General features: G+C 65.0%; 15 protein-coding genes and 1 tRNA gene. 7 read left to right on the forward strand and 9 right to left on the reverse strand.

Translation table 11 applies throughout. The annotated features are described in order from the left end of the window. Window positions 1-85 precede the first annotated feature (85 nt). Window positions 86-262, reverse strand: a complete 177-nt coding sequence (locus tag FBZ93_RS10500) for a hypothetical protein (RefSeq protein ID WP_021079279.1) — start codon at window positions 260-262, stop codon at window positions 86-88. Between the two features lie 196 nt (window positions 263-458). Between FBZ93_RS10500 and FBZ93_RS10505 the strand changes: the two genes are divergently transcribed. From FBZ93_RS10505 to FBZ93_RS10515, 3 genes are all read left to right on the forward strand, one after another. After that, window positions 459-674: a hypothetical protein gene (locus tag FBZ93_RS10505; RefSeq protein ID WP_074129127.1), complete on the forward strand. Its 216-nt coding sequence runs from the start codon at window positions 459-461 to the stop codon at window positions 672-674. A gap of 144 nt (window positions 675-818) precedes the next feature. After that, window positions 819-1,733 (forward strand): 2-dehydro-3-deoxygalactonokinase, encoded by a 915-nt coding sequence (locus FBZ93_RS10510; protein WP_146985806.1) that lies wholly within the window; start codon window positions 819-821, stop codon window positions 1,731-1,733. 11 nt (window positions 1,734-1,744) lie between these two features. Next, window positions 1,745-2,380, forward strand: a complete 636-nt coding sequence (locus tag FBZ93_RS10515; RefSeq protein ID WP_146985807.1) for a 2-dehydro-3-deoxy-6-phosphogalactonate aldolase — start codon at window positions 1,745-1,747, stop codon at window positions 2,378-2,380. 27 nt (window positions 2,381-2,407) lie between these two features. On the opposite strand, the gene FBZ93_RS10520 is transcribed toward FBZ93_RS10515, so the two are convergent. Further along, entirely contained in the window at window positions 2,408-2,713 is a 306-nt protein-coding gene (locus FBZ93_RS10520) for a hypothetical protein (protein WP_146985808.1), read from the reverse strand. A 248-nt stretch (window positions 2,714-2,961) separates the two neighbouring features. Here FBZ93_RS10520 and FBZ93_RS10525 point away from each other — a divergent pair, with 248 nt between their 5' ends. Beyond that, on the forward strand, window positions 2,962-3,375 hold the full coding sequence (locus FBZ93_RS10525) for an SRPBCC family protein (RefSeq protein WP_146985809.1): 414 nt from the start codon (window positions 2,962-2,964) through the stop codon (window positions 3,373-3,375). A 278-nt stretch (window positions 3,376-3,653) separates the two neighbouring features. Here FBZ93_RS10525 and FBZ93_RS10535 read toward each other — a convergent pair whose 3' ends face one another. From FBZ93_RS10535 to FBZ93_RS10560, 7 genes are all read right to left on the reverse strand, one after another. Then, window positions 3,654-3,953: an OapC/ArvC family zinc-ribbon domain-containing protein gene (locus FBZ93_RS10535; RefSeq protein WP_146985811.1), complete on the reverse strand. Its 300-nt coding sequence runs from the start codon at window positions 3,951-3,953 to the stop codon at window positions 3,654-3,656. Between the two features lie 516 nt (window positions 3,954-4,469). Beyond that, window positions 4,470-4,904: a DUF992 domain-containing protein gene (locus FBZ93_RS10540; RefSeq protein ID WP_167528988.1), complete on the reverse strand. Its 435-nt coding sequence runs from the start codon at window positions 4,902-4,904 to the stop codon at window positions 4,470-4,472. 370 nt (window positions 4,905-5,274) lie between these two features. Then, the gene (locus FBZ93_RS41735) at window positions 5,275-5,409 is read right to left on the reverse strand and encodes a hypothetical protein (RefSeq protein ID WP_283810818.1); all 135 of its coding nucleotides are present in this window, start codon (window positions 5,407-5,409) and stop codon (window positions 5,275-5,277) included. A 252-nt stretch (window positions 5,410-5,661) separates the two neighbouring features. Then, window positions 5,662-6,975 carry a glycosyltransferase family 87 protein gene (locus FBZ93_RS10545; RefSeq protein WP_246667431.1) on the reverse strand — a complete coding sequence of 438 codons (1,314 nt, stop codon included), beginning with the start codon at window positions 6,973-6,975 and terminating at the stop codon, window positions 5,662-5,664. Between the two features lie 697 nt (window positions 6,976-7,672). Beyond that, a complete protein-coding gene (locus tag FBZ93_RS10550) occupies window positions 7,673-7,930 on the reverse strand; it encodes a hypothetical protein (RefSeq protein WP_076859458.1) in 258 nt (85 codons plus the stop codon). 103 nt (window positions 7,931-8,033) lie between these two features. After that, window positions 8,034-8,402, reverse strand: a complete 369-nt coding sequence (locus FBZ93_RS10555; RefSeq protein WP_146985813.1) for a hypothetical protein — start codon at window positions 8,400-8,402, stop codon at window positions 8,034-8,036. 260 nt (window positions 8,403-8,662) lie between these two features. Further along, window positions 8,663-8,739, reverse strand: a tRNA-Arg gene (locus FBZ93_RS10560). 287 nt (window positions 8,740-9,026) lie between these two features. Between FBZ93_RS10560 and FBZ93_RS10565 the strand changes: the two genes are divergently transcribed. The 3 genes from FBZ93_RS10565 to FBZ93_RS10575 all read left to right on the forward strand — a co-directional run bounded on the left by FBZ93_RS10565 (window position 9,027) and on the right by FBZ93_RS10575 (window position 18,173). Then, window positions 9,027-14,234 (forward strand): alpha-2-macroglobulin family protein, encoded by a 5,208-nt coding sequence (locus tag FBZ93_RS10565; protein ID WP_146985814.1) that lies wholly within the window; start codon window positions 9,027-9,029, stop codon window positions 14,232-14,234. Continuing rightward, window positions 14,231-16,345, forward strand: coding sequence for a penicillin-binding protein 1C (pbpC, locus tag FBZ93_RS10570; protein ID WP_146985815.1), 2,115 nt, complete (start codon window positions 14,231-14,233; stop codon window positions 16,343-16,345). Before FBZ93_RS10565 ends, pbpC begins: the two co-directional genes overlap by 4 nt. Window positions 16,346-16,427: 82 nt before the next feature. Next, complete coding sequence (locus tag FBZ93_RS10575) at window positions 16,428-18,173, forward strand: ArnT family glycosyltransferase (RefSeq protein WP_246667432.1); 1,746 nt, start codon at window positions 16,428-16,430, stop codon at window positions 18,171-18,173. The last annotated feature ends 1 nt before the right edge of the window (window position 18,174 follow it).

Here is an 18,174-nt window from a genome sequence, read left to right on the forward strand (position 1 = left end):
TCGTCGTCACGCGAACCGGTATCCACTTCGCTCGAAGGGGCTCCGGACGGCCGGGGCGGGGTTGCCTCGGCGGCCGCATTTCAAATCATTTCTTGGTGGCGCCACGCGGCTTGATGGAGAGGCCGAGGCGCATCGCCATCTTCTTGATTCGCTCCGGCGAACGGCCGGTCGCCTTCACGACCTCCTCCAGCGTCTTGGAGGAGCGCGCCAATTCCATCAGTCGTCGGTCCTCCTTGAACGACCACCGCGGCTTTCGGGCCATCTTGTTGGTATCCTTGTGCATTGCTGGGCAACAAAGCCGCCAGGCGGGGTCGCCTGACGGCTTTGCCGGTGTGGGCCCGGACCTTGGGGAAATGTCCGGTGGATAAGCAATACTGCTTCCGAATAAGGTCGCAATTGAAACCGGATCTTAACCTAACCCATCAAGGTTACTTGGATAGAGCGTGGCAGGAGGCCTTATGCGCAAGGTCGCCATTTTGAGTGCCGCAGCGTTTTTACTGTCCGGTTGCTGGAACGACCCGGAGGTCACGGGATCGACCAACAGCTGCGCGGCCAATCTTTATAGTCAGTACAATCCCAAGGTCATGGATCAGTGCGTCAACGCCTGCATCAAGTGTGACCATGGCAACGTCACCACCTGCACGACCTCCTGTACGTTGAGGGGCGCGCGGTAATCGAACCGGGCATGCGTCGCCGCGAACGGAGCCTCGAGGCATCACGGCAACGGGCCGCCTTGCGCGGCGCGAGGAAGGCCTTTATCGCGTCTCAGGTAGCGGCGCTGGTGCCGCTGCGGAAACTGAGAGCGTGGAACAGAGCGGGTGAGCGGGCCTTCCTATGTCGCGGTCGATTGGGGCACCAGCAGCTTCCGGCTCTGGCTGATGAATGCCGGCGGCCAGGTGTTCGGCGAACGTCGCAGCGACGAGGGCATGACGACGGCCGCCAGGACCGGCTTTGCTTCCGTGCTGCAATCGCATCTCGACGCGTTGGGTGCGGCGGCCAATCTGCCGGTGGTCATTTGCGGCATGGCCGGTGCGCGGCAGGGCTGGGTCGAGGCCGGCTATATCGACACGCCGGCGCATCTCTCCGACGTCCTCAAAGGCGCCGCTATGGTCAGCGGGCAGGCGCGTGACATTCGTATCCTGCCAGGGATCGCACAGCGCAATGTCGCGGCTCCCGACGTGATGCGTGGCGAGGAAACCCAGTTGCTCGGCGCGCTCGGCCTCGACGTGTCGGGCAAGGCGCTCGTATGCCTGCCGGGAACGCATTCCAAATGGGTGCATCTGCACGGCGGCACGGTCGAACGCTTTGCGACCTTCATGACCGGCGAATTGTTCAGTGCGGTCGCGCGCGACACCATCCTGTCACACGCCATCGCGGGCGCAGATGAGGCTGTCGATGCCGATGCGTTTTGCTCGGCCGTCATGGAGGCGTTCGCTGCGCCAGCGTTATCGGCCAATCTGCTGTTTCGGGTGCGATCGCGGCAATTGCTGTTCGGCGGCGGCGCGCAGGCCGCGCGCGAGACGATCTCGGGCACTTTGATCGGCGCCGAACTGGCGGCCGGCCTTGCGGAGCGGGAGCAGGCAACGCCGGTGACGCTGATTGCGTCGGGCCGCCTGCAGCGGCTCTATCAGATCGCGCTGCAACGCCTTTCGATTCCGCTCAACGTCATGGATGCGGAGGAGGCGGTTCGCCGTGGCCTCGCCGGCGCAGCGGCGGCGATCTGGCATAATTGAGGGATCAACGCATGAGCATTCCATTTCCGCCGATGAAGCGTCCGCTAGTCGCGATCCTACGTGGCGTCAGGCCGGACGAAACCTCCGCCATCGTCAGCACCCTGATCGAGGCGGGCATGACCGCGATCGAGATTCCGCTGAACTCGCCCGAGCCGTTCCGTTCGATCGAGATCGCGGTGAAGCGGGCGCCTGCCGATGTCCTGATCGGTGCCGGCACGGTGCTATCCGTCGCTGACGTCGATCGTCTCCACGACGCCGGCGGGCGCCTCATGGTGTCGCCGAACGTCGATGTCGACGTGCTTGCGCGCGCGCGGGATCACGCGATGGTCACGATGCCCGGCGTGTTCTCGCCGACGGAAGCGCTGCTCGGCGCGCGTGCCGGTGCCTCGGGCCTGAAGTTCTTTCCGGCGAGCGTGCTCGGCGTCTCCGGCATCTCGGCGATCCGCGCCGTGCTGCCGGCGGATGCGATGATCGCCGCCGTCGGCGGCGTCTCGGACCAGAATTTCGCGGAATATGTGAAGGCCGGCATTCGCGCCTTCGGCCTCGGCAGCAGCCTCTACAAGCCGGGCATGACGGCGGCGGATGTTGCGGTCCGAGCGAAGATGACGATCGAGGCGTATGACAAGGCCGTGCAGGGCGCGAGCTGAGCCCGGTCCGTAACTTGTGATCGCGGACTAGTCGTCGCGCCTGCCGCCGTCGATCACCCTGAACAGCGGCGCCGCCTCGCGAGGGTTCTCGAGCAGCTCGTCGACCATGGCGATGGCGGCCGCGACGTATTTCTCGGTCGCCGCGTCCAGTGGCCGCTCGGCTTCGTCTGACAGCGCGAGCTTGGCGCCCTCGAGCAGTTTGCGGGTGCGGACGGCGGATTCGTCGCCGGCGGTGAGGGCGGCGCGGGCGATTGATCGCAGCACGAACAGCTCGCCCTCCAGCCGCAGCAGGCGGTCGTTCAACTTGCTCAGCACGGTATTCAGGTTCTGCATGACGTCCTCTCCGGGCGTTGGACCCGTCTTCCATACACGGTCATTCCTGACGAAATTCTTGTGCCGGCCACGAACCATTTTGGTTCGTTGAACGGTATCCGTGCCGCCTGATGTCCTGGGCGGCCCGGCCAGGCGCTGTCCGCCGGTGGATCATCGCGGATGGCCCTAGTAGAGTGACCGCGATCCGCCGCCCCGGCCGGGCGCCGGGGGCGCACCCATTTCATCCAATCACCGACGAAGGAACGCATATGAGGATTGTCGTCGAAACCATCGTTGCCGCGCCGATCGCGGATGTCTGGCGCGCCTACACCACGCCCGACGACATCAAGCAATGGAATGCGGCTTCCGACGATTGGCACACCACGGCTGCGACCGTGGACCTGCGCGCCGGTGGCGCCTTCTCGTCGCGGATGGAAGCCAAGGACGGCAGCATGGGGTTCGATTTCGCCGGCACCTACACCAGGGTCGAGGCGCAGCGGCTGCTCGAATATTCGTTCGGCGATCGCACCGCGCAGGTTGCATTCACGCCCGAGGCCGGCGGCGTCAAGGTGCAGGTCTCCTTCGACAGCGAGGATACCCACTCGGTCGAGCAGCAGCGCGGCGGCTGGCAGGCGATCCTGGATAATTTCAAGCGCTACGTCGAGACAAAGCGGGCGAGGTAAGAGCGCTCTCGGCGCGATCGCGATGGTGGTCAGGAGCAAATGCGATGCGCTTTGTTTTGGCACTTGGTCTGTTGGTCATGCTGTGCGCGTCCGCGGACGCCGCACCACGGCGTCACCCTCACGCACGGCAACCTGCAACCGTTCGCGCGCCCGCGGATGTGACGCCGCCGGGGCGTTTCGCTGTTCCTGGTTGGAGTGACGAGTCGACCCGCCAATGGCTTGACCGCGCATCGGAGAATGCCGGCCGCGGCGGCTAGTCCGATAGCCCGCGGCGCAATTCAATCGTCGCCGTCGTCGTCTTCAGTTCCGCGCGAGCTCGATGCCGAGCGGCCGCCATATCGCCGCGAGGCGGCGGTGGTCTGTCTCGTACTCACACCTTCGCTCTCGCGCAGCTCCTTCCGTGCGCGCCGCGCGCTGCGCATCGCGCGCTTGATGTTTGCATCGTGCGAGTCCTCGTCGAAGAACAGGACGATCTCGCAGCTTGGACATTGGCGCGAGTAACCGTTCTGCAGCCGCTTGGCGCGATCGCGAAAGACGTTCTTGCAGCGTGTGCAACGGATCTGGACGGAATCTTCCATGACGGCCCTGACGTATCGGCGAACGGCGCGCGCTCACAACAGCTTTGCGGAGGCAATTCCGGATCAAGAAATCACGAGGCGAAGCGCGCCGCAAATCATTGCCGCAGCATGTAACGTTGCGAACCGAATGCGTCGGGCAGGGCAGCGCTGCTGGAACTTTGTTCACGCACGGAGAACTACGGAAGCATTCGTGCGCTGAATGATAAGGAACAAGACACGACTTCGGAGCAGACGGTGAACATCAAAGAGAAAAGGCCTCAGCGCGTGGGCCACGCCGAGGCCAAGTTGACACTTTGGTCGTGAGGCACCGTCACCAGCGCCTCGATGCTTACCCTACCTTCGTTTCTCTGCAGCAAAATAGCCCAAATGGGCCATGATGCCTGGCACGGAACGTGCAGACTTGGAGCCGTCAGGATTTTGCATCACCTTCCTGGGGCTAGGAGCAGCGCCGTCCGCCTATATTTCAAGCGGACGGCGCTGTGCATTTGGGCCGCCGGCACGCGGCTCAAGCCGCGATCAGTGATCCATCGGCCGAATCTCCAGGCTCTCGATTTTCACCGGCGGAATTGCGTGATCCTTGTCATCGGGCGGATGCAACGCGATCGTCGCATGCGTGCCGCCGGCGAGAACATTGTCGCCCGCGCCGCTGGCGTGCGCGTAACTGCCGGCGAGATCGTCGAGCCCGAGCCACGGCACCGGCGCCATCACCTTCCAGGTCAGCGCGACGTCCTGATCGCCGATGAAAACACCAAGGTTGGGAATGGCTGCGACGTAGCGGCGGTCCGGCGCGCTCTCGACGTGCAGTACGCAGTCGAGATTGGTCACCGGGCCCAGGATGAAACCGGTATCAGGGCCGCCGCGGCACGCGAGCGTTCCGGCCTGCACCTGTTGTGCCTCGGCGGTTGCGATGGGCGCGGCGAGAGCGGCCACGCCGCAGATCGCAAGCAGCACCCGATGACCCGTCGTACGCATGGTGCTGTACAACGCCGATCGATGCGCATCGCTCCGCGATCTCGGCCGCGGCCTTCGCTTGTGGTTAAGAGAGTTTTAGAGCCGGGGTCTTGTTGGCGCCGATGCGGCAGGACTTTGCGGCCGATCCGGCTGAGTTACCGGAAACATCCGCCAGTTAAGGCGCAGCCGATCATCCGCCGCAAAAATGCGCCGGCCACGACCACGTTGCTCAGTCTGAAAAAAACTACGCCGCCGGGCTCGAAATGGATTGTCCCGGCGGCGCCCTGTTTCAATCTGGGCCCGCAATCCCAGTTATGGTCTGTCTGCAAGACCGGCGCCAAGGTTCGAATGCCCCGGAGTCTTACGGGGATTAGCGTCTGGCGACCGTCTCGTGCTGGCCGCTGACCTTCTTGTGCCCGGGCGGAGGTCCGATGGTGGCCCAGACCACTGCCGCAATCACCATCGCCGTGAGGATGGCGCCGGCCAAGGGCTGATCGTTGTCCATGCTCCGCGCCCGTTCAGATATGATGCTCGAGCTTCCGCATCTCCTGCAGGCGAGCCAGGCAAAAATCCCGATACAATTCGTTGATGAAATCCCACATGACCGAATCCCCTTTGGTCCAATGCTGGGACGCTACGCCGGGTTTGTTTCCGCCCGGCTTCGTGGCTTCCGGAAAATGGCTTCATAGGGAGGCGGTACGGAGGATCCGAACCTATCGGGCGACACGGCGGCTTCTGCATGGGGTGGATGCTACCCTCAAACGCTCGCCGGCTCTCGCAATGGTACGCCCGTGGCTGTCTCGCTCGCCGTGCGCTGCCGGTAACTCATCAGGATCACCGCGATCACGGTCGCGCACATGAACGGGCCGACCGGCCACAACACCAGCGGGAATACGTATCCCAACACGAATACGATGCCGACACCGATCCGGAAGACACGACGATTGGAGCGCGGCGCGATCCGCTCGTCCGTGCTCGCATTCATGAGAAAGACCAGCGCGATCGCCAGTATCGGCATATCGTAGATGGCGAAATAAGGAGAGACGAGTGGCGTTGCCGCAAGCAGACTCGCGGCCTGCACCGAGAAGCTGATGCGGCGGCGCCACATGATCAGCACCCAAATCGCGCAGGCCGACGCGATTGCGACGTGCAACGACATCGCCGATCCGTAGTCCAGGCCGGCAAACCGAAATAGGCCATAGTTGCTTTGCAATTTGTACCATGGCAGCGCGCCGCTGAGGTGAAACTGCGTCGCCGCGTAAGTTGCCGCCTCACGAAATCCCTTGAAAGTATCCCAGCCGAATATGATCCCCGTGAGCAGGATGAGGGTGGGCGCCACGAGGCTGGCCGTGACGACGACACGCCAGCGCTTGGTTGCGATCAGCACGAAAGGAAGCAGAACGCCGTATTGAGGCTTGAAGATGAGCAGCGCGAGCAGGAAGCCGCTCAGCAGCGGGCGCCTGTCCAACGTCAACAGGATGCCACCCAGCAGCGACGCAGCGAGCAGCGCACTTTGGCCGGCAATGAAATCAAAGAAGACAGGCGGCGCGGCGAGCGCAAGCAGCATTGCGGCGGAACGTGGCCGGATCGCATGAACGACGAGCAGCCAGCATAGCAGCTTTGCCGCGCTCCAAACCCAGAACGCGATCCAAAACGGCAGCAGTGCCAGCGGTGCCAGAACCAGGAAGAATACCGGCGGATAGAAAAACGGAACCGGCATCCGATCGTAGGGATATGTGGCGTGAGTGATCGGCTGCATCTGGATGAGCAGCTCACGCAGTTGCTGCCAATCGTAGGCGGTCGCCGCGTGGCCCTTGAGCGCCATCGTGCCCGCGCCCCAGAAACACGAAAAGTCGATCCCGGGATGGCTGCCACCACTGACAAATACCATCACTGCGGCAAGGATCGTGAGGCACAACAGGACGGCGCAGGCGACTGCTTGCGCTGGGTCGTCTCCCGCGGAAGCATCCCAGCTCAGCATCTTTTTCGACGAACCGGTCATGATCACGGCTGCTTCTGAAAAATAGAACTGTTCGCGCGACTTGGAGAAATCGGTGTCGCCGTCCGGCAATGTTCAAAATATTCAAACGCCACGCTCAGGTTTATCCCGGCAATCCGCGATGCGGCAACGATGTTTTGTTCTTAACCTAACCGGCCGAGGCCAGCCGCCTTGGTCCTGTCGATCGTGATTTTACGGGACTTGGGTGTTGATTGCGCGCGACGGAGCGTAGCTCATGTCCGGAACGGGCATTGGCTGGCCCGGTGATTCTGACCCGGTGAGCCAAAACCAATTGCAACCTCCTGGGAAGACTGGAGCGGGGAATGAACTGGCGATCCCGGCAGGATTCGAACCTGCAACCCGGGGATCGACCGATAAGCCGCCTTGGATTTGAGATTGCCAAGACGGTGTGAGGCGTCTGCCCGCTGGGCCACTCTGATCTGCTTGCCCTCAAAGTCGACATCAATCCATCTGAGGCCGCGGAGCTCCCGCTAATTGGTCAATTCGCCAAACGCTGTGTGAGCGCTCCAACTGACGAGCATCCGAAAAAGATATGGCGTGTCCAAACTCCACCCGAATGGGGTGTACCGGCTCGTTGACCTCTAGACCCGGAGAGGGGAGAAGCCACTAACGAACCGCGTCCTTGCATGTCGGGTTGTCTGGTTGCTGTTTGCATCGGCGCGCTACCTCTGCCTTAACCTGTGCGGGCGGGGGAGGCTGGGCCAGGCAGGCCAATGCTCCGTGATCTTGCGGTGGAGACCCCGGACGATCATCCCTCGATAATGAGGCGCCCCAGGAACGCATTGCAGGCCCGTTCGGCTTCAGCGAACGTGCTGAAGGGCGATCCGGATACTTGAAGCGCTGGCATATTCAGAAAGTCTGGACGGTATGACGCAACAAAGCCAGGCTCTCCATGCAGACCTGGTCCACTCCGGCTTTCGTTGCTGATAACGAACGAATAGTCGTCACTGCTGGCGATCCACATCTCCAGATCGCCAGTCTCGACGCGGCTGAAGTGCAGGGCCATCTCACCCTCCACATTTGCCGGCGGAGCCTAGGACGCAATTTCTTTCGACTTCGGTCCGAATCGCCGTTGAACGTTCAAACGGCGAAGGGCCGCCGGCTCGCAGCTAATAGCAAGCATACGCTTGCTGGCTTGCCGCTGCGACGCAGTAGCCATAGCTGGCTCGGTACGGATAGCCGTAGCCATAGGGGTACCCGTAGCCGTAGTCGTAACCGTAGTCATACGGGTAGCTGTATCCGTAGGGGTAACCGTAGGCACCCGCCAAGCCGAGACCTATCCCAAGTCCAAGAGCGGCTGCTCCAAACCCGGCTCCGCGCCAACCGCCGCCACGCCAGCCGCCTCCGCCAAATCCGCCGTGGAACCCGCCACCATGAAAGCCACCACCGCCGAAGCCTCCGCGCGCAGAAGCAGCAGTCGGTGCAAACGCCACGGCAATTACCGCGAATAATATGATCAGGGTTTTCCTAAGCAGCATCGGACTCTCCCAATTGAAAGTCGCCCGATTTGGAAACACTTCACGTCCGTTTTAGTTGCTGACCGTCGTGTCCAAAGACACCCCGACAGGAGCGCGCCCTGGCGCGCTCAGCTTATGGCCTTACTTCTTCGCCTTTAGCCCGAGTTCGACCACCCGGCGGATCGCGGCCGGTCAGGTCGGCCTGCTGACGGCGCCATTCGTCCAACGACCTCAGGGCGTCGGACGTCATCCGCACATTGACGGCTTCGTATTGAGATGGTTGGCGATCCCGGCAGGATTCGAACCTGCAACCCGCGGAGTAGAAATCCGCTACTCTATCCAGTTGAGCTACGGGACCGTGGCCGCCTTGTAGCATCGCCATTATGAAAAATCCGCCTTTCCGCCAAGTCCGTCCGAACCGATTTCTGGGGGCGGACGACAAAGGCGAGCAGGGGTCCCGCCCTGCGTTGACCTGACCAGTCCGCCGGGCCGGCTTGACACTGCCGCCGGGGCTTGTCGAAGGATGTCGGCAATGCGATCTGCGACGTTTTCGTTCGTTCATGTCCGCGCCTTCACTCCGTCACCTTTTCGCGCATTTTTAGCCCCAACGCGGCGCTCGACCGCGGGGCGTTCAGGAGCTCCATCATGATCGGATTGGTTCGTGCCGCCGCATTTTGCGCCGCGCTGGCGCTCGGCATGGTCAGCGCCCAGGCTGCGGACAAGGCCTTCAAACGCGACGATCTCGCCGATTCCGCGATCAAGCTGGAAGCCCAGATCAAGAGCGAGGCAGGCGCCGTCAACAAGTCGGCCGCGACCTTGCGCACCGACGCGGACGCGGCTTTCAAGCGCAACGATTTCCGCGGTGGGCTCACGATCCTCGGTCAGATCGCGGCGACCGCGCCCGAGGACGGCGCCAACTGGCTGCGGCTCGCCAAGACCGTCTTCCAGATCCGGTCGGCGAGCTCCAGCGAACAGACCTTCCTGATGGAACGCGCCTCCACCGCCGCCTACATCGCCTATCAGCGCGCCGGAAACGCGGGCGAGGAGGCCGACTCGCTGGCGGTCCTCGGCAAGGCGCTCGCCGAGCGCAAGCTGTGGCGGCCGGCGCTCGACGCGCTGCGGCTGTCGCTCGACCTGCGCGAGGTGGCCGATGTCAGAGGCCAGTATGAGAAGATGCGCGACGAGCACGGCTTCCGGCTGCTCGACTATACCGTCGATTCCGATGCGGCCTCGCCGCGGGCCTGCTTCCAGTTTTCGGAGGAACTCGCCAAGCGCGTCGACTTCGCGCCGTACCTGGCGCTGGCCGGCACCGACAAGCCGGCCTTGTCCGCGGAAGGCCAGCAGCTCTGCGTCGACGGGCTGAAGCACGGCGAGCGCTACAACATCAATCTGCGCGCCGGCCTGCCGTCGACGGTCAGGGAGACCCTGTCGAAATCGGCCGAATTCAACATCTATGTCCGCGACCGCAAGCCGTTCGTGCGGTTCACAGGGCGCGCCTATGTGCTGCCGCGAACCGGCCAGCGCGGTATCCCGGTGGTCAGCGTCAACACGCCGGCGGTCACGGTCGACGTGTTCAGGATCGGCGACCGCAACCTGATCAACACCGTGATCGACAGCGACTTCCAGAGCACGCTGAGCCGCTACCAGCTCTCCGATCTCGGCGGCCAGCGCGGCGTCAAGGTGTGGTCCGGTGAGCTTGCGACCGCCACTACGCTGAACCAGGACGTGGTCACGGCATTTCCGGTCGACCAGGCGCTCGGCGATCTGCAGCCGGGCGTCTATGTGATGACCGCCGCCGCCAAGGGGCCGGGCACCGACGACGACGGCACGCTGGCGACGCAGTGGTTCATCGTCTCGGACATGGGCCTGTCGGCCTTCTCCGGCAATGACGGTATCCACGTCTTCGTCAACTCGCTGGCCTCGACCGAAGCGGTCGCCAATGCGGAAGTGAAACTGGTCGCCCGCAACAACGAGATCCTGGCCACCCGGAAGACCGACGCCGCCGGTCACGTGCTGTTCGAGCAGGGGCTGGCGCGCGGCGAGGGCGGACTGTCGCCGGCATTGCTCACGGTGATGGGAGAGAAGGCCGACTACGCCTTCCTGAGCCTGAAGACCAACGCCTTCGACCTCACCGACCGCGGTGTCGCCGGCCGGGCGATCCCCGCCGGCGCGGACGCCTTCGTCTACGCCGAGCGCGGTGTCTACCGCTCCAACGAGACCGTCTATCTGACCGCGCTGCTGCGTGACGGGCAGGGCAACGCCCTGACGGGGACGCCGCTGACCACGGTGATCGAGCGCCCCGATGGCGTCGAATTCCGCCGCGCTGTGCTGCCCGACCAGGGTGCCGGCGGCCGGATGCTGGCAGTGGCGCTGAACTCGGCGGTGCCGACCGGCACCTGGCGGGCTCGCGTCTTCACCGACCCCAAGGGCTCGTCGGTCGGCGAGACCACCTTCATGGTCGAGGATTACATCCCCGAGCGGATCGAATTCGATCTGACCAGCAAGGAGAAGGTGATCAAAGCTGAAGTTCCAGTGGAACTTCAGGTCTCGGGCCATTTCCTCTATGGCGCGCCGGCCTCGGGCCTGCAGCTCGAGGGCGACATGCTGGTGGCGCCCGCGGCAAACGGCCGGCCCGGCTATGCCGGCTACCAGTTCGGTGTCGATGACGAACAGACCGCAAGCAACGAGCGGACCCCGATCGAGGACCTGCCGGAGGCCGATGCCAACGGCGCCGCCAGCTTCCCGGTCAAGCTCGACAAGGTCCCGGCCTCGACCCGACCGCAGGAGGCCCAGATATTCATCCGCATGGCGGAGAGCGGCGGCCGCTCGGTCGAGCGCAAGATCGTGCTGCCGGTGGCCCCCAGCGCCTCGCTGATCGGCGTCAAGCCGCTGTTCGGCGACAAGAGCGTGGCCGAGGGCGACAAGGCCGAGTTCGATGTCGTGTTCGTCGCGCCCGACGGCAAGCAGCTGCCGCGCAACGGACTGCGCTATGAGCTGTTGAAGCTGGAGTCGCGCTACCAATGGTACCGGCAGAACTCGTCCTGGCAGTATGAGCCGGTCAAGTCGACCCGCCGCGTGTCCGATGGTGACGTCAACCTCGCGGCCGACAAGCCGATGCGCCTGACCTTCCAGCCGCAGCCGGGCCGCTACCGGCTCGACGTCAAATCGACCGACGCCGACGGCCCGGTGACCTCGGTGCAGTTCGACGTCGGCTGGTATTCCGACGGCAGCGCCGACACGCCGGACCTGCTGGAAACCTCGATCGACAAGCCGGAATATGCCTCGGGCGATACCATGACGGTGTCGGTCAATGCGCGCACCGCCGGCAAGCTCACCGTCTATGTGCTCGGTGACCGCCTGCTGACCACGGAGAGCGTCGACGTCAAGGAAGGCACCCAGCAGGTCAAGCTGCAGGTCGGCAAGGACTGGGGTACCGGAGCGTATGTGATGACGACGCTGCGCCGTCCGCTCGATGCCGCCGCCGGGCGCATGCCGGGCCGTGCGATCGGGTTGAAATGGTTCGGTATCGACAAGAAGACGCGTACGCTTGCGGTCGAGCTGTCGCCGCCCGCCTTGGTGCGGCCCGGGACAGCGCTGAAGATCCCGGTCAAGCTCGGCGGGCTCAATCCCGGCGAGGATGCCAAGGTGGTGCTGGCGGCGGTCGACGTCGGCATTCTCAATTTGACCAACTACAAGCCGCCGGCGCCGGATGATTACTATCTCGGCCAGCGCCGCCTGACCGCCGAGATCCGCGACCTCTACGGCCAGCTGATCGACGGCATGCAGGGCACCCGCGGCCAGATCCGCAGCGGCGGCGACGCCGCCGGCGCCGAGCTGCAGGGCTCGCCGCCGACGCAGAAGCCGCTCGCGCTGTATTCCGGCATCGTCACGGTCGGCCCTGACGGCACCGCCGAGGTGAGCTTCGACATCCCCGAATTCGCCGGCACCGCGCGGGTGATGGCGGTGGCGTGGAGCGCCACCAAGCTCGGTCGCGCCAATGTCGACGTGACCGTGCGCGATCCCGTGGTGGTGACCGCGACCTTGCCGCGCTTCCTGCTGACTGGTGACAAGGGCACCATCAGCATGGATATCGACAATGTCGAAGGCGCCGCTGGCGATTATGCTGTCAGCGTCAAGGCGAGTGGCCCGATTAAGGCCTCGGGTAACCCGACCACGACCGTGAGGCTCGCCGCCAAGCAGCGCAGCTCGCTGTCGCTCGGCCTCGAGGCCGGCGGCGCCGGGCGCGCCGAATTCGACGTTGACATCTCCGGGCCGAACGGGCTGACGCTGGCGCGGCACTATGCGCTCGACGTCAAGCCGGCGACGCAAGTGCTGGCGCGGCGCTCGATCCGCACGCTGGCGAAGGGCGAGAGCCTGACGCTGACGTCGGACATGTTCTCCGACCTCGTGCCAGGCACCGGCAGCGTCTCGGTCTCGGCGAGCCTGTCGACTGCGCTCGATGCGGCGAGCATCCTGAAGGCGCTCGACCGCTACCCCTATGGCTGCTCCGAGCAGATCACCAGCCGCGCGCTGCCGCTGCTCTATGTCAACGATCTTGCCGCCGGCGCCCATCTTGCGATGGATACTGCGGTCGACCAGCGCATCCGCGACGCGATCGAGCGGCTCCTCGCTCGACAAGGGTCCAATGGCTCGTTCGGCCTGTGGTCCGCGGGCGGCGACGATGCTTGGCTCGATGCCTATGTCACTGATTTCCTGACCCGGGCCCGCGAAAAGGGCTTTGCGGTGCCGGACGTGCTGTTCAAGAGCGCGCTCGACCGCGTCAGGAATTCGGTGGTGAACGCGAACGAGCCGGAGAAGGACGGCGGCCGCGATCTGGCCTACGGCCTCTACGTGCTCGCGCGCAACGGTGCCGCGCCGATCGGTGATCTGCGCTATCTCGCCGACACCAAGCTGAACAATTTGGCGACGCCGATCTCCAAGGCGCAGCTCGCCGCGGCGCTGGCGCTGGTCGGCGACAGAGCGCGGGCCGAGCGGGTCTATGGTGCCGCGCTCGACGCGCTGAACCCGAAACCGGTGATCGAGTTCGGCCGGGTCGATTACGGCTCGGCGCTGCGCGATGCCGCAGCGCTGGTCTCGCTCGCGGGCGAGGGCAACGCACCGCGCACCACGCTGACGCAGGCCGTGCTGCGGGTGGAAGCGGCGCGGGGGCTGTCGCCCTACACCTCGACGCAGGAGAATGCGTGGATGGTGCTGGCGACACGCGCGCTCGCCAAGGAGACGCTGGCGCTCGACATCAACGGCCAGTCGGTCAAGACCGCAGTCTATCGCAGCTACAAGGCCGAGGAGATGACGGGCCAGCCGCTGAAGATCACCAACACTGGCGACGCACCGGTGCAGGCGGTGGTCTCGGTGTCGGGCTCGCCGGTCACGCCGGAACCCGCGGCCTCCAACGGCTTCAAGATCGAGCGCAGCTATTTCACGCTCGACGGCAAGCCGGCCGATGTCACCAAGGCGAAACAGAACGACCGCTTTGCGGTTGTCCTGAAGGTGACGGAAGCCAAACCGGAATTCGGCCACATCATGGTCGCCGACTATCTGCCGGCCGGGCTCGAGATCGACAACCCGAACCTGGTGTCATCAGGCGATTCCGGCACGCTCGAATGGATCGAGGATGGTGTCGAGCCGAAGAACACCGAGTTCCGCGATGACCGCTTCACCGCGGCGATCGACCGCGGCGCCAACGACAAATCGGTGTTCACGGTTGCCTACGTCGTGCGCGCGGTGTCGCCGGGCAAATACGTGCTGCCGCAGGCCTATGTCGAGGACATGTACAACCCCTCGCGCTACGGCCGCAGCGGCACCGGTGCTGTTGAGGTGAAGCCGGCGAAATGAGTGGAACGTTGAAGGTAGCCCTCGAACGCGGATCGCGCTGGCCCCGGATCAAGTCCGTGCTGGCGATCGGCGCCGTCGCGACGCTGGTCGCAGCCGGCGCCTTCGCAGCCTGGGTCGTTTCGCTCGGTCCGCTGCCGCTCACGCAGGCGCAGCAGGTCTCGACAACCGTCGTCGATCGCAACGGCAAGCTGTTGCGCGCCTATGCGATGGCGGATGGGCGCTGGCGGCTGCCGGTCGATGCGAAGACGTCAGTCGATCCCGGCTATCTGAAGCTGTTGTTCGCCTATGAGGACAAGCGCTTCTACGAGCATCACGGCATCGATCCGCTGGCGCTGTCGCGCGCCGCATTCCAGCTGCTCACCAGCGGCCATATCGTCTCGGGCGGTTCGACCATCACCATGCAGCTGGCGCGGTTGATCGAGCCGCGGCACCAGCGCTCGGTCTACGCCAAGCTGCGGCAGATGGTGCGGGCGGTCGAGCTGGAACGGCAGCTCTCGAAGGACCAGATCCTCGATCTCTACCTTGCATTGGCGCCGTTCGGCGGCAATCTCGAGGGCGTCCGCGCCGCCTCGATCGCCTATTTCGGCAAGGAGCCGAAGCGGCTCTCGCTGGCGGAGGCCGCGCTGCTGGTGGCTTTGCCGCAATCGCCGGAGCGGCGTCGGCTCGATCGTTACCCGGAAGCCGCCCATGCCGCGCGCGATCGTGTGCTCGATCGCATGGTCGAGGACGGCGTGGTGTCGAAAGAGGACGCTGCGCAGGCCACGGCGACGGCGGTGCCGAAGCTGCGCAAGCAGATCCCGATCCTGGCGCCGCATTCGTCCGATCAGGCGATCGCGACGATGAAGGATGCGCCCGTCATCAAGTTGACGCTGGACGCGACGCTGCAGCGGAACCTGGAGGCGCTGGCGCGCGATCGCGCCATCGCGCAGGGGCCAGACGTCTCGGTCGCGATCGTCGTGGTCGACAATGAGACGGGCGACGTGCTCGCGCGCGTCGGGTCTGCGGACTATTTCGACGAGCGGCGGGCCGGGCAGGTCGACATGACGCGCGCGGTGCGCTCGCCGGGATCGACCTTGAAGCCGTTCATCTATGGGCTCGCCTTCGAGGATGGTTTTGTCCATCCCGACAGCCTGATCGAGGATCGGCCGATCCGCTTCGGCACCTACGCGCCGGAAAATTTCGACATGACGTTCCAGGGCACGGTGCCGATCCGCAAGGCGCTGCAATTGTCGCTGAACGTGCCCGCGATCGCACTGCTCGACCGGGTCGGCGCCAGCCGGCTGTCGTCGCGGCTGAAGCAGGCCGGCACCAGTCTCGTGCTGCCGAAGGACGAGGCGCCGGGCCTTGCGATGGGTCTCGGCGGCGTCGGCATCACGCTGCAGGATCTCGCCCAGCTCTATTCCGGTCTGGCGCGGCTCGGCAGCACCAAGCCGCTGCGCGAGATCATGCGGGAGAATGACAGCCGCGACACGATGCGGCTGATGGATCAGGCCGCGGCCTGGCAGGTCGGCAACGTCCTGCTCGGCACGCCGCCACCGGAGAACGGCATGCATAACCGGATCGCGTTCAAGACCGGCACCAGTTACGGCTATCGCGATGCCTGGTCGGTCGGCTTCGATGGCCGCATCACGATCGGCGTCTGGGTCGGCCGCCCGGACGGCGCGCCGGTGCCGGGTCTGGTCGGCCGCACGGCGGCGGCGCCGATCCTGTTCGACGCCTTTGCGCGCACCGGGAAAATCCCGGCGGCGTTGCCGAAGCCGCCACGGGGCGTGCTGGTTGCCTCCAACGCGAAACTGCCGCCGCCGCTGCGCCGCTTCCGGCCGCTCGGCGAACTGGTTCGCGGCGGCAACGACCAGGTTCCGCATATCCAGTTTCCGCTGAACGGCTCGCGCATCGACGTCGATCAATCCGAGGGCGGCCGCAATGCGCCGCTGCCGGTGAAGGTTGCCGGCGGTGTGCTGCCGCTGACGGTCCTCGTCAATGGTGTCTCAGCCGGGGACATCGACAGCCGCCGCCAGCGCCTGATCGACCCGCCCGGACCGGGCTTCGCGCGGCTCACGGTCATCGACGCCACGGGTGCCGCGGATACCGTTGTGATCCGCGTGCAATGATCGCGCAGGAAAGCGGAGCGGCAGGGTCGGAAAGCGGAACAGCACGGTTGTTTGCGCTGCGGTTTCATCGTATGCGAAACCCATGGTGGACGGCCTCCAACCCCGGCGCTTCGGAGCAGGGCAACAGTTTGTAAAACCTGCGCATTCTAGCCGCAGGCTGTTCTTGGCGTTCGAGTTCGCAACGGCCAGCCAATGGCGTTCGATCCTGTTCCTGACGCTGACCTGCCTCGTACTGTTCCTGCCGGGCTTCTTCACCATCCCGCCGGTCGACCGCGACGAGGTGCGCTTTGCCCAGGCAACCAAGCAGATGGTCGAGAGCGGCGATTTCGTCGATATCCGCTTCCAGGACGACGTTCGCTACAAGAAGCCGGTCGGCATCTACTGGATGCAGGCGGCGGCTCTGAAAACCATCTCCGCGCTCGGGGTGCCGCGTGCCCAGGTCCGCATCTGGGTTTACCGCCTGCCGTCCCTGATTGGCGCCATCGGCGCCGTTTTGCTGACCTATTGGACGGCGCTTGCCTTCGTGACACGACAGGGGGCGGTGCTGGCCGCCTTGATGATGGCAAGCTGCGTGCTGCTCGGCGTCGAAGCGCGGCTCGCCAAGACCGACGCCATGCTGCTGTTGACGGTCACCGCGGCGATGGGCGCGATGGCGCGCGTGTATCTATCCTGGCAACGCGGTGAGGATCCGGCGCATCCATCATGGGCCCCGCCCGCGATCTTCTGGACGGCGCTGGCGATCGGGATCCTGCTCAAGGGACCGCTGATCCTGATGTTCGTCGGCCTTGCGATGGCCGCCCTTGCGATACTCGATCGATCGGCAGCGTGGTTCTGGCGGATGCGTCCGGTCTGGGGCCTGATGTGGACCCTGGTGCTGGTGCTGCCGTGGTTCGTGCTGATCTTCCTGCGTGCCGGAGAGACCTTCTTTGCCGACTCGGTCGGCGGCGACATGCTGAGCAAGCTCGGCGCCCAGGAATCCCACGGCGCGCCGCCCGGGCTCTATCTGCTGCTGTTCTGGATCACGTTCTGGCCCGGCGCGCCGCTCGCCGGCCTTGCGGCGCCGGCGGTCTGGCGTGCGCGACGCGAACCCGGCGCGCAATTTCTGCTGGCCTGGCTGATCCCGTCCTGGATCGTGTTTGAGGCGGTGCTGACCAAGCTGCCGCATTATGTGCTGCCGCTCTATCCCGCGATCGCGATCCTGACCGTGGGCGCACTGGAGCGGCGTGTGCTGTCGCGCTCCCCCTGGCTGTTGCGCGGCGCCGCCTGGTGGTTCGCGATTCCCGCGTTCGGCGCGGTGCTGGTGATCGTCGGCGCCATCAAGGCGATCCATCAGCCGGTGTTTCCGGCATGGCCGCTGTTTGCGGTCGCGATGGTGTTCGGCCTGATCGCGTGGTGGATGTTCGAGGACAGCCGCGCCGAGCGCTCGCTGCTCAACGCGGTGATCGCCGCGGCACTGATGGCGGGCGCCACCTATGGAGTGGTGCTGCCACGCCTCACCACCGTGTTTCCGAGCCAGGAGGTCGCGCGCGCCTTACGCAATGTGACTTGCGTTGGTCCGAAGGCCGCGGCCGCCGGCTTCCACGAGCCGAGCCTCGTGTTCATGACCGATACCTCGACGCTGCTCACCGATGGATCGGGAGCCGCCGATTTCCTGGGCCAGGGCTCCTGCCGCTTCGCACTGGTCGAACAGCGCTCGGAGCGCGCCTTCGTGCAGCGCGCCGAGGCGATCGGACTGCGCTACAACGCGCCGGTGCGGATCGAGGGTTACAACATCTCGCAGGGCAAGGCCGTCTCGATTGCGATCTTCCGTTCCGAAGGGACGGAGTGAC

It is taken from the genome of Bradyrhizobium macuxiense, from assembly GCF_007993935.1.
Classification (GTDB): Bacteria; Pseudomonadota; Alphaproteobacteria; order Rhizobiales; family Xanthobacteraceae; genus Bradyrhizobium; species Bradyrhizobium macuxiense_A.